Annotated in this window: 15 protein-coding genes; 12 read left to right on the forward strand and 3 right to left on the reverse strand. The window is 65.6% G+C overall.

The features are described 5' to 3' along the window. Nucleotides 1–34: 34 nt before the first annotated feature. Nucleotides 35–976 (forward strand): Rv1157c family protein, encoded by a 942-nt coding sequence (locus D6M19_RS11660; protein WP_123025377.1) that lies wholly within the window; start codon nucleotides 35–37, stop codon nucleotides 974–976. Nucleotides 977–1,026: 50 nt separating this feature from the next. Here the strand turns inward: D6M19_RS11660 and D6M19_RS11665 are convergent, their stop codons facing one another. After that, nucleotides 1,027–1,173, reverse strand: a complete 147-nt coding sequence (locus D6M19_RS11665; RefSeq protein WP_123025378.1) for a DUF1059 domain-containing protein — start codon at nucleotides 1,171–1,173, stop codon at nucleotides 1,027–1,029. A 32-nt stretch (nucleotides 1,174–1,205) separates the two neighbouring features. Here D6M19_RS11665 and D6M19_RS11670 point away from each other — a divergent pair, with 32 nt between their 5' ends. Further along, the gene (locus tag D6M19_RS11670; protein ID WP_123025379.1) at nucleotides 1,206–1,865 is read left to right on the forward strand and encodes a nitroreductase family protein; all 660 of its coding nucleotides are present in this window, start codon (nucleotides 1,206–1,208) and stop codon (nucleotides 1,863–1,865) included. Nucleotides 1,866–1,868: 3 nt separating this feature from the next. Here D6M19_RS11670 and D6M19_RS11675 read toward each other — a convergent pair whose 3' ends face one another. Next, nucleotides 1,869–2,483, reverse strand: coding sequence for an HhH-GPD-type base excision DNA repair protein (locus D6M19_RS11675; protein WP_123025380.1), 615 nt, complete (start codon nucleotides 2,481–2,483; stop codon nucleotides 1,869–1,871). A 149-nt stretch (nucleotides 2,484–2,632) separates the two neighbouring features. Between D6M19_RS11675 and D6M19_RS11680 the strand changes: the two genes are divergently transcribed. From D6M19_RS11680 to D6M19_RS11725, 10 genes are all read left to right on the forward strand, one after another. Beyond that, nucleotides 2,633–2,929 carry a DUF732 domain-containing protein gene (locus D6M19_RS11680; protein WP_123025381.1) on the forward strand — a complete coding sequence of 99 codons (297 nt, stop codon included), beginning with the start codon at nucleotides 2,633–2,635 and terminating at the stop codon, nucleotides 2,927–2,929. A 197-nt stretch (nucleotides 2,930–3,126) separates the two neighbouring features. Continuing rightward, nucleotides 3,127–3,480 (forward strand): DUF485 domain-containing protein, encoded by a 354-nt coding sequence (locus D6M19_RS11685; protein WP_123025382.1) that lies wholly within the window; start codon nucleotides 3,127–3,129, stop codon nucleotides 3,478–3,480. Further along, the gene (locus D6M19_RS11690) at nucleotides 3,477–5,117 is read left to right on the forward strand and encodes a monocarboxylic acid transporter (RefSeq protein WP_123025383.1); all 1,641 of its coding nucleotides are present in this window, start codon (nucleotides 3,477–3,479) and stop codon (nucleotides 5,115–5,117) included. The genes D6M19_RS11685 and D6M19_RS11690 overlap by 4 nt, the downstream gene beginning before the upstream one ends. Nucleotides 5,118–5,178: 61 nt before the next feature. Then, a complete protein-coding gene (locus D6M19_RS11695; protein WP_268812306.1) occupies nucleotides 5,179–6,366 on the forward strand; it encodes an MFS transporter in 1,188 nt (395 codons plus the stop codon). Nucleotides 6,367–6,481: 115 nt separating this feature from the next. Beyond that, a complete protein-coding gene (locus tag D6M19_RS11700; RefSeq protein WP_164478439.1) occupies nucleotides 6,482–7,498 on the forward strand; it encodes an amidohydrolase family protein in 1,017 nt (338 codons plus the stop codon). Beyond that, nucleotides 7,495–8,637, forward strand: coding sequence for a Gfo/Idh/MocA family protein (locus D6M19_RS11705; protein ID WP_123025385.1), 1,143 nt, complete (start codon nucleotides 7,495–7,497; stop codon nucleotides 8,635–8,637). Before D6M19_RS11700 ends, D6M19_RS11705 begins: the two co-directional genes overlap by 4 nt. 14 nt (nucleotides 8,638–8,651) lie before the next feature. Beyond that, nucleotides 8,652–9,731, forward strand: coding sequence for a Gfo/Idh/MocA family protein (locus D6M19_RS11710; protein ID WP_123025506.1), 1,080 nt, complete (start codon nucleotides 8,652–8,654; stop codon nucleotides 9,729–9,731). Further along, entirely contained in the window at nucleotides 9,724–10,791 is a 1,068-nt protein-coding gene (locus D6M19_RS11715; protein WP_164478440.1) for an amidohydrolase family protein, read from the forward strand. The genes D6M19_RS11710 and D6M19_RS11715 overlap by 8 nt, the downstream gene beginning before the upstream one ends. Further along, nucleotides 10,788–11,849 carry an Ldh family oxidoreductase gene (locus D6M19_RS11720; RefSeq protein ID WP_123025387.1) on the forward strand — a complete coding sequence of 354 codons (1,062 nt, stop codon included), beginning with the start codon at nucleotides 10,788–10,790 and terminating at the stop codon, nucleotides 11,847–11,849. The genes D6M19_RS11715 and D6M19_RS11720 overlap by 4 nt, the downstream gene beginning before the upstream one ends. Next, complete coding sequence (locus D6M19_RS11725) at nucleotides 11,846–12,721, forward strand: fumarylacetoacetate hydrolase family protein (RefSeq protein WP_123025388.1); 876 nt, start codon at nucleotides 11,846–11,848, stop codon at nucleotides 12,719–12,721. The genes D6M19_RS11720 and D6M19_RS11725 overlap by 4 nt, the downstream gene beginning before the upstream one ends. 63 nt (nucleotides 12,722–12,784) lie before the next feature. On the opposite strand, the gene D6M19_RS11730 is transcribed toward D6M19_RS11725, so the two are convergent. Beyond that, nucleotides 12,785–13,528: an ABC transporter ATP-binding protein gene (locus D6M19_RS11730; RefSeq protein WP_123025389.1), complete on the reverse strand. Its 744-nt coding sequence runs from the start codon at nucleotides 13,526–13,528 to the stop codon at nucleotides 12,785–12,787. Between the last annotated feature and the right edge of the window lie 4 nt (nucleotides 13,529–13,532).

Consider the following 13,532-nt stretch of genomic DNA (forward strand, 5'->3'; position numbering starts at 1 on the left):
ACACAGCCACACACCTTCGAGCCTTGGGAGAACCATGTCACCGACCCGCAAGCTGTTCGCCAACGCCGCCGTCGCGGTCGGCTCGTCGGCAGCGCTGCTATTGGGCGTGACCGGGACCGCCAACGCTGAACCCCCCGCACCGCTGCCGATCGATGCCATGCAGGCACCGGGTATGCCTGCGGTGGAGGGCCTCAGCCCGGCGATTCAACAGGCTGCTTCCGATCCGTACAACGCCGTCTCGACGCTGATGGCGGCCGCGGCAGCGTTCACCGGCAACTCGGCGGCACCCACCGACTCGAAGAATGTGGCAACGGCGGTCAACAGTTTCGTTGCGCAACCGGCCGCCGCGCACGTGCCGGCACCGGGTGCGGTGCCGGGCGCGGAGGCGCATCTGCCGGCGGGCGTCGACCCGGCCAATGCCGTCGGGCCGGCGCCTGAGGCAGTTCCGGCACCTGACGTCGAGGCGGTGCCCGCACCTGCTCCCGAGGCTGCGCCCGCACCAGCGCCGACACCGGACGGTGCGCCGCCTGCTCCCGAGGCCGCCGCCAATCCGCAGTTCGGTCCGGATGCGCCGACGACGCAGGACTTCCTGTATCCGTCGATCAGCAATGGGTGTTTGAAGGACGGTGGCAACGTGTTGGCGACGGCCATCTCGGTGGCCGGGCCCGCCAAGATTCCGGCGCCGGGCCCCGCGGCAGGCCAAACGGCCTACGTGTTCACCGCGATCGGAACCCCCGGTCCGGCAGCAGAGCAGAAGCTGCCGCTGAACGTCACCTGGGTCAACCTCACCACCGGCAAGTCGGGCAGCGCCACGCTCAAGCCGAGGTCGGACATCAACCCCGAAGGCCCGACGACGCTGTCGGTCATCGCCGACACCGGTTCGGGCAGCATCATGTCGACGATCTTCGGCCAGGTGACGACCACCGAGAAGCAGTGCCAATTCATGCCCACCATCGGCTCGACGGTGGTGCCGTAGCGCCGCGTGCGACCTGGGGGCACCACCCCGCGCTCGCGGAGCGAAGCAGGTCAGTAGGCCATGAAGAGGATGGCGTCCCGGTCGTATTCGCGGCCGGGATGCGCCTCGGAGAGGTGCTTCTGCGCCTTCTCGACGAGATCGTCCTCATCCGATCCGGTGATCGACTCGCCGCAGGGGCAGTTCAGGTGTGTCTTCATTCCTCCAGAATCCCACAGTCAAGATGTTGGGCATGGAGTTATACGACGTCATGCGCACCACGGGTGCAGTCCGCCGATTCACCGATGAGCCGCTGCCCGACGAAGTGCTGGTACGAATCCTCGACAACGCCCGGTTCGCCCCGAGCGGGGGCAACCGACAGGGCACCCGGGTGATCGTGGTCAGGGACAGGACGACCCGCAAGGCGATCGTCGACCTCAGCGTGACGGGCGCACAGCGTTACCTCGCGCAGACCAAGAACGGCGAGGGTCCGTGGAACCCCTTGCAGCCCATGAAGGTCTCCCCCGAAGAAGTGGCCGCCACGGCGGTGCCTCCCTACCTGGGTGCGCCGGTGCTGACGGCTGGGGCGGTGCTCGTGGTCTGTGTCGACCTCAACGTCTGCGCGGCGTTCGATCAGCACCTCGACCGTATCGGCGTCATCCCTGGCGCGTCTGTATACCCGTTCGTCTGGAATATCCTGCTGGCCGCGCGCAACGAGGGCTACGGCGGCGTGCTGACGACCATGGCGGTGGCCGAGGAACCACGCGTCAAGGAGCTGCTCGGCATACCGGACGACTACGCGATCGCCGCACTGCTTCCGATCGGCAAACCGGTCAAACAGGTCAAAAAGCTTACCCGCAAGCCGGTTTCGGAGTTCGCGACAAAGGAACGGTTCGACGGCACGCTGCTCTAGCGGCTACTTCTTGGCCGACTTGGCGGGTCCCTTCGCCTGGTCGCTGCGCTCCTGCCCCATCGCGGCCTTCATCTTCTTCTTGTACGACCGCACCTTCTCCAGCGAGCCGGCGTCGACGATGTCGGCCACCGAAAGGTGCGAGCCGGCCTTACCGTAGTCACCCGCGGCCTGGCGCCAGCCCTTCGGCGTTACGCCGTACTGCTTGCCCAGCAACGCGAGAAAGATTCGCGCCTTCTGATCGCCGAATCCGGGCAGTTCCTTCAGTCGCTGCAACACTTCGGCGCCGTCGGGTTCGCCCGCGGCCCAAACGCCGGCAGCGTCGCCGCCGTAACGGTCGACGACGATCTGAGCCAGCGCCTGTATCCGTTTTGCCATCGAGCCCGGAAACCGGTGGACGGCAGGGCGTTCCGAACACAGCGCAGCGAACTTTTCCGGGTCGTAGTCGGCGATCTCGCGGGCGTCCACGCCGCCCATGCGGTCCGCGATCTTTTTGGGGCCGGCGAACGCCACCTCGAGCGGGATCTGCTGGTCGAGCAACATACCGACGAGCAACGCAAACGGATTGGACTCCAGCAGGGCATCGGCCGCCGGATCCTGGGCAAGCTGCAGGGTGGGCACCGGATGAGTTTAAGGCGTGTCAAACGGAGTCAATAAGTGTCCAAACCGCCGCAGGTGCGGACGGGTAGTGACAATTCAAGGCTGTGCATCGGTGGACTGTGCGAACGTGTATACACGGCAACCGGTGTTAGATCCGTGGGGGACGAAAAATGAGACGTGTGGTGGGACCTCTACTTGCGGCGGTGGTAACCGCCCTCACCTTGGCCACCGCGGCGAACGCGGTACCGGACCAGGGCACGCCGGCTTTCGACGAATACATGCAAGGCCTCGATCGCAACGGCTACCACCTGAATCCAGACACCGCATGGCGCGTCGCTCACCAAGCATGTGAGGGCGGCATACCGGGATATATCGGCTTGGAAATGGCTGCTCAGGGGGTTATCGGCCCCGGAGCGCAGGAGCGGGTGATGGACGTGGCCCGGAAGTACGCCTGCCCGGTTCAGTAGCGCATCTTTTCGGATCGGCCTTGACATGGTCGCCCTGTGAGAGAGGTGGCGCGTCGACCCCCGCTTCACGCCTTGAATATCTCTTGACTTGCTGAATCGGCGGTTTCGTGGCGCCACCCGACGGGAACCCTTCCCTGTGAGCCAGGTCTCAGTATGCTGTCACTCACACAATTTCAGATCGAGGTCAGGAGTCCGCCTTGTCCGATACCGACCTTCCATCCGCAACGGCAACCTCCGCGAGCGGTCCTAATTTCGTCGCTGTACAGGCCAGTCCGGAGTTTCAGGACCTTCGACGTAGGTTGCGCCGCTTCGTCTTTCCGATGAGCGCGCTATTCCTGATGTGGTACTTCGCCTACGTGATGCTCGGCGCGTTCGCCCACGACTTCATGGCCACCAAGGTGTGGGGCAACATCAACGTCGGCCTGCTCATCGGCCTCGGCCAGTTCCTCTCCACCTTCGTCATCACCGCCATCTACGTCGTGTGGGCCAATCGCGAACTCGATCCGCACGCCGAAGCCATCCGCGCCGAACTCGAAAGTGGTGCAGCATGACCATCGACGTCCTCGCCGCCGAAGACGCCACCATCGGAAACCCCGCCGTCAACATCGGCATCTTCGCGCTGTTCGTTGCCGTAACGCTCTACATCGTGATCCGCGCCAGCAAGAAGAACGCCACCGCAGCCGAGTTCTTCACCGCGGGGCGCTCGTTCACCGGGCCGCAGAACGGCGTCGCGATCTCCGGTGACTACCTGTCCGCCGCCAGCTTCCTCGGCATCGCAGGCGCCATCGCGGTTTACGGATACGACGGCTTCCTGTACTCCATTGGCTTCCTCGTCGCCTGGCTTGTCGCGCTGCTTCTTGTTGCCGAATTGCTGCGCAACGCAGGCAAATTCACCATGGCTGACGTGCTGAGCTTCCGGCTGAAGCAACGCCCCGTGCGGCTCGCCGCGGCGACCACCACTCTGGTCGTGTGCCTGTTCTACCTGCTGGCGCAGATGGCCGGCGCCGGCGGGTTAGTGGCCCTGCTACTCAACGTCACCAGCGATATCGGCCAAGCGTTGGTCATCGCGGTCGTCGGGGTGTTGATGATCGTCTACGTGTTGATCGGAGGGATGAAGGGCACCACCTGGGTGCAGATCATCAAGGCCGTCCTGCTGATCGGCGGCGCTGCGCTGATGACGGTGTGGGTGCTGGCCAAGTTCGGTTTGAACTTCTCCGAAATGCTTGGTACGGCGCAATCCGCCGTGTCGGGCTCGTCCACCGAAGCTGTCGCTAAGCGCGACATCCTCGCACCAGGCGCGCAGTACGGCGCGAGCCTGACGTCGCAATTGAACTTCCTCTCGCTGGCGCTGGCGCTGGTGCTCGGCACCGCCGGCCTGCCACACGTGCTGATGCGCTTCTACACGGTGCCCACCGCCAAGGAGGCCCGTCGCTCGGTGGTGTGGGCGATCGCCCTCATCGGTGCGTTCTACCTGTTCACGTTGGCGCTGGGCTACGGCGCCGCCGCACTCGTCGGGCCCGACGCCATCCTGGCGGCCCCCGGTGCGCAGAACTCGGCCGCGCCGTTGCTGGCATTCGAGCTTGGCGGGTCGATCCTGCTCGGCATCATCTCGTCGGTGGCGTTTGCGACGATCCTCGCGGTCGTCGCCGGCCTCACTATCACCGCGGCAACGTCGTTCGCGCACGACATCTATGCCAGCGTGTTGAAGAGCCACCAGGTCACCGAGGACGAGCAGGTGCGGGTGTCACGCATCACGGTCGTGGTGCTTGGCGTCCTCGCGATCGGGCTTGGCATCTTGGCCGCCGAGCAGAACATCGCGTTTCTGGTGGCGCTGGCGTTCGCGGTCGCCGCCGCCGCCAACCTGCCGACGATCCTGTACTCGCTGTACTGGCAACGGTTCAACACCCGCGGTGCGTTGTGGAGCATGTACGGCGGGCTGATCTCAACGATCGTGCTGATCATCTTCTCGCCCGCGGTGTCGGGCGCCAAGACCGCGATGCTGCCGAATGTGGACTTCGCCTGGTTCCCGTTGGCCAACCCCGGCATCGTGTCGATCCCGCTCGCATTCATCCTGGGTATCGTCGGCACGCTGAGCTCGTCGGATCGTGGCGACCCCGAGGTGAACGCGGAGTTCGAGGTGCGAACGTTGACCGGCTTCGGCGCCGAGAAGGCGGTCACTGCGCACTAGCGCTAGCGTCATCGGAATAAGGCACCCCGCCTTTGCCGCTGACTCCCTAGTGCTGGAGACCTTGCCCCGACACCGCTTCGCGTTCCCGCTGCTCGCGTACGCATTCGCGGCGATCATGGCAGGCACGACGCTGCCGACGCCGATCTACGCGCTCTACGGCGAGCAGCTGCACTTCTCCGTGCTGACCACCACGGTCATCTACGCCACCTATGCGGGCGGGGTGTTGTTCGCGCTCGTGGTGTTCGGGCGATGGTCGGACGCAATCGGGCGGCGGCCGGTGTTGTTGGCGGGTGTGGCGTTCGCGGTTGCCAGCGGCGTGGTCTTCCTGTTCGCCGATTCCGTCGCTGTTCTGCTCATCGGTCGAGTGCTGTCCGGTTTCTCGGCGGGTCTGTTCGCGGGCACCGCGACGGCAGCGGTCATCGAGGCCGCACCGCCTCGCTGGCGTACCCGCGCGGCGTCCGTCGCGACCGTCTCCAACATCGGCGCGCTCGGTATCGGCCCGCTGTTGTCGGGTCTGTTGGTCCAATACGCACCCGAGCCTCTGCGGCTGAGCTTTGCGGTGCATATCGTGCTCGCGCTGCTGGCGGCGGCGGCCGTGGCATACGCGCCGGAAACGTCGCCGCGCGGCGGGTCCATCGGATTCCAGCGGGTCTCGGTGCCAGCCGAGGTGCGACCAGTGTTTGTCATCGCGGCGCTCGCGGCGTTCGCCGGGTTCGCGGTGACAGGATTGTTCACCGCGGTGGCACCGTCGTTCCTCGCCGACGTGATCGGCATCGGCAACCATGCGCTCGCGGGGCTCATCGTTTCGTCGATCTTCTTCGCATCGGCGGTGGGCCAGCTGATATCCACCAACGTCCGCCCGCAGCGGGCCGTCGCTGTCGGTTGCGGAATCCTGGTCATCGGGATGGTGACTCTTGCTCTGGCGCTGCACTTTTCGTCGTTGATCGCCTTGGTCGCGGCCGCGGTGGTGTCGGGGATCGGCCAGGGCATGAGCTTCAGCAGGGGGCTCGCGGCCATCGTGGAGCTCACGCCGCCGCACTGCCGCGCCGAGGTCAGCTCGACGTACTTCGTCGTGGCCTACATAGCGATTTCGCTGCCGGTCGTCGGCGAGGGCCTGGCGTCGCAAGCCTGGGGTCTGCGGACCTCCGGTGTGACCTTTGCCGTGCTGGTCGCGACCCTGGCCACTGCCTGCCTGGCGGCGATCCTGGTACGCGAGGCACTCGACGCACGGCGAGCGACCTCCGTCTGAGCCGCCATGCCGGTGCCCATGAGACCGTCGCACCGACATTCACGGCCGACGGCAGTGTGCGGCCAGTCCGCGCGTCCTACCCTGGCGCTGAACCCGTAGGAGGGAGAAGGTCAGCGTGGTCAGGGCGTCCCGTAGCGACGGTCCAGTCATTGACATCCATTGCCACCGAGAATGTGCACCCGCAGCCGAGATCATGGCGGACGCCGCGCGTGCAGCCGGGAAGGTGGCTCTCGGCCACGGCAACCCCATCACCCAGGCGGTGAACCGGCGCCAGCTCGAGACGATCAAACCGAAAATGGACATGCTCGATGTCCGAATCGCCGACATGGACCGCATGGGCGTCGACGTCCAGGCGGTGGCCGTCGCGGTTTACCAGTACTACTACTGGGCCGACCCCGAACTGGGGGCGAAAGTCGCGCGCCTGACGAACGAGGAGTTCGTCGAGGCGACATCGACGTATCCGGGACGGTTCCAGCCGCTGGGCACCGTGCCATTGCAGGACACCGACGCCGCCATCCAGGAATTGCGCTATCTCGCAACCGATCTCGGTATGCGGGGCATCGAAATTGGCACCCACGTCGAAGGCGAGGAGATCTCCAGTCGGCGCCTCGATCCGTTCTGGGCAGAGGTGGAGGCGCTCGGGCTCGTGGTCATCATCCACACCCAGGGCGCTACCCATGCGCAGCGGTTGGAGGACCACAACTTCGTCAACATCGTCGGCCACGCATTCGAGGCCACGCTCGCCACCGCACATCTCATCTTCAACGGTGTCATCGAACGCCACCCGGGCCTCAAGATCCTGGTGGTGCACGGCGGTGGCTACCTGCCCGCCTACGCGGGACGCATGGATCACGGTTGGCGCGCGCGCGAGGATGTGCGTGAGGATGTCCCTGCACCGCCGACGACTTACCTGCGCAGATTCTTCTTCGACACCATGGTGTTCGAGCCCGGCCAGCTGGAGTACCTGGTCGATCTCTACGGCGCCGACCATGTGCTGCTGGGCACCGACTACCCATACGACATGGGCGACGACGATCCGCTCGCGTTCCTCGGTGCGGCCGAGGGCTTCGACCAGGCGCAGGTCGACCTGATCGCGGGCGGTAACGCCGCACGGCTGCTGGGGCTGCCATGACCGAAGCGCTGCGGGCGCACGGCACGGTGGGTCTGGCGGTTATCGGCTGCGGCACCGTAGGGCGGATCCGCGCCGTACTCGCCCGCGAATATCCGGGCATCGGCTGGCTCGGCCTGTGCGACGTCGACGAACCGACGCTGAAGACCATTGCCGACGATGTGCGGGCCGACTTCGCCACCACCGACCTCAGCGAATTGCTTGCCAGGCCCGAAGTCGGGGCGATCATCGTCGCGACCGACGAGCGGGTACACGTCGAGCCGATCCTTCGTTCCGTCGAGCTCGGCGTGCCGATGTTCATCGAGAAGCCGCTCGCGACGGATCCGGTTGACTCCGCGCGGGTACTCGAGGCGATCGAGGACGCGGGCGTCGACGCCGTCGTCGGCTACACCCAACGCTTCCGTCGGCGGTTTCAAACTGTCAAGCAGCGCCTGCGTGATGGTCAGATCGGGGACGTCACAACGGTTATCACCCGTGCGTTTATGAACCGCATGGTGCCCGAGGCGACACTGCGAAAGGTGGACGACACGACCGGGCTGACACCGATGGTGGTGTCCGGCACGCACAGCCTCGATATGTGCATGTGGCTGATGGAGGGGCGCACCCCGGTCGAGGTGTACGCCCGTTCCACCGACCGCACACTCGGACCGATCGGCACGAAAGACGGCACGTCGGGCATCTTCACGATGGACGACGGTGTCGTGTTCAGCATGAACATCAACTGGGCTCTGCCGACGGTATGGCCAGGTGCCGTATACGGGTTGGAGATCGGGATCGTCGGTACGCGCGGTGTGATCGACGTCGAGGACACGCACCGCGATGTCATCCTCGCCTCGGAAATCGGTCAGCCTGCCGGGTACAACAGCCGAGGGTTTGCGCCGCCCACCCCGCGACACGTGGACTTCATCGGCAGTTATCCGCCCGGCGACGTGTCGAACGGCATGCTCTGGGGGCCCATGCGGGAAGAGACCACGACGTGGTTTGCCCGAATATGCCGCGGGATCGAGACGCCGCATGCGACGGCGGCGGACGGTCACGCCAACCTGATCAACACCATGGCGATGGACTTATCGGCCCGTACAGGACAACCGATATCTCTTCCCATCAGCCCCGACGAGCTGATCGCCGGGCTCACCCCCTAGCGAAGAGGATGGACATGCGACAGATCAATCTCGGCATCATCGGCACCGGCTGGTGTGGCGGAATTCGTGCCGTCGCCGCGTCGCGTAACCCGTTGGTTGGCGATTTGCATCTGGCGGAGATCGATCCGGTCCGGCTTGACGAGATTGCCGCGCAGACTAATCCGACGACCGCGACTGCGAACTGGGAGGACATTGTCGGCAACCCGGACATCGATGCCGTCATCGTGTCGGCGACACCGGAGGATCTGCACCATCCGATGACCAAGGCGGCGCTCGAAGCAGGTAAGCACGTGCTGCTGGAGAAGCCGATCGCGCTGACCCTCGATGAGGCCGACGAGCTCATCGGCATGGCGGATGCGAACTCGCTGAAATTCACCATCGGCTACTCGCAGCGCTTCAATCCCAAGCCGGCGATGATCAAGCGGGCAATCAACGACGGCAAGCTCGGCGAGGTGACGAGCATCCTGCTGAGCCGCCACATCACCCGCACGCTCGGCGCGAAGATCAGCTCGCGCACCAAACTCTCCCCCGCCGCAATGGAAGCCACCCACGACCTCGACTTCGCGTTCTGGTGTCTCGAGCCGCGACGCCCTGTGCGGGTGTACTCCCAAAATGCCTGGGGCGTCCGCCAGTCCACGCACGGCGCACCCGACACGCAGTACATCGTCGTCACGATGGACGACGGCGTCGTCGTGACGGTCGGCGCCGGAATGTCGCTGCCGCCGCACTACCCGAACGCATCGACGATCTGGATCGAGGTGATCGGGACCGACGGGGCGGTCCTCGCCGATGCCAGCCACCGCGACATCGTGCTCAACACGGTCGCCGACGGAATCCAGTTCCCGCTCTCGACCATGCCCGGAGAGTACATCGACCACATCTATGAAGGCCCGATGGAAAGGGAGACAACACATTTCATCGAGGCGGTTGCGCTGGACCGTCCGGTGATGGTCGACCCGCAGCTGGCCCGCGTCACGATGGAGGTCTACGTGGCAGCGGATCTGTCCGCCGAGCTGAATCAGGTCGTCGAGCTTCCGCTGAGCCGAGAACAGATCGGCCTGGCCCTTGCGGAGGCATACGTCGACCGTGGGTGACTGGTGGCCCGAGCTTGCGCCTCGCATCGAACAATCGCGGGTGCCACGCCACCGCGGCCTTACCGTCGACGCGCACACCCATCTGTCCGTTCAGCCGGCGGCGACACTGGCTAAGCCGTTCTTCCGGCCGGAGTTCGAACCGCGATCAACGCACTCGTCGGCCGAGACGATACGCTACAACGCCGAGTACCGGGCCAGTGAGCACAACACCGCCCAATTCGAGGACGCCGAACAACGGCTGTCCGATATGGACGCCCAAGGCGTCGACATGCAGGTGCTCTCGGTACCGCCGACCGAGTACTTCTACTGGCTGCCCGAGGCGGAGGCGTTGCGCGCCAACCGGCTTCAGCACGAACGGTTCGCCGACGTCGTCGCACAGTGGCCCGGTCGCTTCGCCGCCGTCGCCAACGTGCCGATGGACCACCCGATGCTGGCCGTCGAAGTGCTGCGCGAAGCCCGACGAGACTTCGGCTTCGGCGGCGTCGAGATCAGCGCCGACGTACTCGGTCGTGATCTCGACAACCGACGCTTCGACCCGGTGTGGGAAACGGTCGTGGAACTCGACATGACGGTGATCCTGCACCCGCAGGGCTTCACCCACGGACAGCGGTTCACCGACTACTACCTCGTCAACGTCATGTGCATGCCGCTGGCGTCCACGCTCGCCGTCACCCGGATGATCCTCGGCGGCGTCTGGACCCGTCATCCCGCCCTGCGCGTGATGGTCGTGCACGGCGGCGGATACCTGCCGTTCTACATCGCACGCACCGACCACGCATGGCGGGTGCGGCCCGAACTGCGCCACCACCTCGACGTGCCGCCCAGCGAGGTTCTGCGTTCGATCTTCGTCGACACCAACGTTTTCGACCCGCGTATGGTCGAGAAGCTGGTCGCCGACCTGGGCGCCGACCATGTGCTGATGGGCACCGACTATCCCTTCGACATGGGCACGGTCGATCCGCTCGGATTTTTGGCTTCCGCCGAATTGCGCGACGACGAGCGCGATCTCGTGATGGGCGCAAACGCCGCCCGGCTGTTCGACATCAAGGTGTCGCCATGACGACACGCCAGGCCCCCGCCGCGTTGATCGAGCTCGCGTCGGCGATCCTGCGGGCCAGCGAGGTCCTGCCCAAACACGCCGACATCACCGCGTCGCGCCTGGTCGACGCCGATGTACGGGGACGTTCGGGGCACGGGCTCATCCGCCTGCGACCGTATGTCGACCGTATCCGCTCCGGTGGCATCAACATTCGGCCCGATATCGCGGTACTGCACGAGACGTCCGTCTCCGCCCAGGTGGACGGCGACAACGGCCTCGGGCAGGTCGTGATGACGAAGGCGACAGAACTGGCGATCGCCAAGGCGTCCACATCGGGTCTGGCCTGGGTCGGCACCGTGCACTCCAACCATGCGGGCGCGGCGGGCCTCTATGCCGAGCAGGCCGCCGATGCGGGGCTTGTCGGACTGTACTTCGCGGTGGCCAACGCCAACGGCATGCCGCCTTGGGGTGGCACCGAGCCGCTACTGGGCACCAACCCGATCGCGATCGCCATGCCCACCAACCGGACTCCGTTCGTTCTCGACATCGCCACCACCGCTACATCACACGGGACCATCAAGGTGCACGCCCGCGACGGCCGGCCGCTCCCGGAAGGCTGGGTGGTCGACAGGGAAGGGCGGCCGATCACCGACGCAGCCCGCGCCGGTGAGGGCTTCCTGTTGCCGATGGGCGGATACAAGGGTTCCGGCCTGACGATCGCGATCGGCCTGCTCGCCGGGGTGCTCAACGGTGCCGCGTTCGGCGCCGACGTCGTCGACCATCGTCGGGACCAGGTGACGCCGACCAATACCGGCCAGTCGATCCTGGTCTTGCGGCCTGACCTCTTCCGGCCGAACGCCGAGGTGCTCGCCGATCTGACCCGGCAGCTGGATGCATTGCGCGATACGGGCGGCAGCGACGGACGGCGCGTGCGTCTGCCGGGCGACGAAGCCGCGAGGGTCCGAGCGCAGAACCAGTCAGGCGGCGTCCCGCTGTCGGAATCGCTGGCGACCGAATTGCACGAACTCGCCGGGGAACTCGGCGTCGAATCGCCCTTCACGAAGGCAGAAACGCGATGAAGCTCGTCACCTTCCAGTCACGCGGCAGCGGGCCCGCCATCGGAATACTCGACGGCGGCGAGATCATTCCGCTCGCGGCCGACGCGGGACTACCCGCCACCATGGTGGAGTTCGCCGCCCTCGGTGCCGACGGCGTCGAGCGGGCTGCGGCACTGCAGGCCACCGCGCCGCGCATCCCACTCGACGGCAGTCGTCTGCTCGCGCCGATCCGGCCGCGCAACAACATCATGTGCGTCGGCAAGAACTACCACGAGCATGCCCGCGAGTTCGCGGGCAGCGGCTTCGACGCGTCGGCGAAGCAGACGGTCCCCGACGCGCCGGTGATCTTCACGAAGGCGCTCTCGGCGATCGTCGGCCCCGACGATGCCGTCGGGGTGAGCGACGACGCCACCGGCACAAGCGATTACGAGGGCGAGCTCGGAGTCGTGATCGGTCCCGGTGGGCATCACGTGTCCGAGCCCGCCGCGGCCAGCCATGTCTATGGGTACACGATTGTCAACGACGTCACGATTCGCGATCTGCAGAAGCGACATGTGCAGTTCTTCGTCGGCAAAAGTGCAGCGACCTACTGCCCGATCGGCCCGGTCCTCGTCACGGCCGACGAAATTGTCGATGTCGGGTTGCTGCGGGTTCAGACCCGAATCAACGGTGAGCTGCGTCAGGACGCGCCCGTCAAGGACCTGATCTTCGACATCCCGAGGCTGATCGCGTCGATATCGGCGGCGGTGCGGCTGGAAGCAGGCGACGTCATCTCCACTGGCACCCCCGCAGGTGTCGGCATCGGGTTCACTCCGCCACGCTTCCTGTCAGCGGGCGATGTCATGGCGGTGACGATCGACGGCATCGGCACTTTGACCAACCCCTGTCGTTGACTCTGCGGTGAGGGCGCGAATTCTCGCGAAATCGAGCCCTGTGCGCAAACTCAACGCACGCAGCTAGCTGACGGCCAGCGCTCCGAGGTTCTCGAAGGTCTTGAACACGTCGGCCTTCATCAGCGCGACCTCACTGTCGGCGACATCGCGCGGGAACGGAAGCGTGACTTCGATGTCGTCGGCGAGCCGGCCGCCCTTGGCGAATATCAGGATTCGGTTGGACAGCTCGACGGCCTCGCCCACATCGTGGGTGACAAACACGACGGTCTTACCCGTCTCGGCCCAAATCGTATGCAGCTCTTTGCGCAACGTACGGGCCGTGATCGCGTCGAGGTGGCTGAACGGCTCGTCCATGAACAGCACGTCGGGCTCCGTCGAGAACGCCCGGGCGATGCCGACGCGCTGCTGCATACCGCCGGACAACTCGCCCGGATACTTTCCGCCCTTGTCGCCCAGCTGCACCATCTCGAGATAGTGCTGGCAGCGCTGCCGGGTGGCCTCGTTGCGTTCCTTCTGCACGAACAGCATGTTGTCCATCACCGAACGCCACGGCAGCAGACGCGCCGCCTGAAACACATAGCCTGCCCTTGCCGGCTTGCCGTCCTCGGTGATGTTCACCCTGCCGCTGGTGGGCACGTCGATGCCGGACAGGATGTTCAGCAGCGTCGACTTCCCGCATCCGGATGGCCCGACGATGGAGACGAACGCGTGCCCGCTGATGCTCAGATTTACGTTCTCCAGTGCGACGACCTTGTCGGCACCCAGACCGAACTCCTTGTGCAGGTTGTCGATCGTGATGTCAGCCATGCGA

Source organism: Mycolicibacterium stellerae, from assembly GCF_003719305.1.
Classification (GTDB): Bacteria; Actinomycetota; Actinomycetes; order Mycobacteriales; family Mycobacteriaceae; genus Mycobacterium; species Mycobacterium stellerae.

Coding starts and splice junctions, on each gene's coding strand:
- D6M19_RS11660 (WP_123025377.1), top strand. CDS start 35: ATGTCACCGACCCGCAAGCTGTTCGCCAACGCCGCCGTCGCGGTCGGC.
- D6M19_RS11665 (WP_123025378.1), bottom strand. CDS start 1,173: ATGAAGACACACCTGAACTGCCCCTGCGGCGAGTCGATCACCGGATCG.
- D6M19_RS11670 (WP_123025379.1), top strand. CDS start 1,206: ATGGAGTTATACGACGTCATGCGCACCACGGGTGCAGTCCGCCGATTC.
- D6M19_RS11680 (WP_123025381.1), top strand. CDS start 2,633: ATGAGACGTGTGGTGGGACCTCTACTTGCGGCGGTGGTAACCGCCCTC.
- D6M19_RS11690 (WP_123025383.1), top strand. CDS start 3,477: ATGACCATCGACGTCCTCGCCGCCGAAGACGCCACCATCGGAAACCCC.
- D6M19_RS11705 (WP_123025385.1), top strand. CDS start 7,495: ATGACCGAAGCGCTGCGGGCGCACGGCACGGTGGGTCTGGCGGTTATC.
- D6M19_RS11710 (WP_123025506.1), top strand. CDS start 8,652: ATGCGACAGATCAATCTCGGCATCATCGGCACCGGCTGGTGTGGCGGA.
- D6M19_RS11720 (WP_123025387.1), top strand. CDS start 10,788: ATGACGACACGCCAGGCCCCCGCCGCGTTGATCGAGCTCGCGTCGGCG.
- D6M19_RS11725 (WP_123025388.1), top strand. CDS start 11,846: ATGAAGCTCGTCACCTTCCAGTCACGCGGCAGCGGGCCCGCCATCGGA.
- D6M19_RS11730 (WP_123025389.1), bottom strand. CDS start 13,528: ATGGCTGACATCACGATCGACAACCTGCACAAGGAGTTCGGTCTGGGT.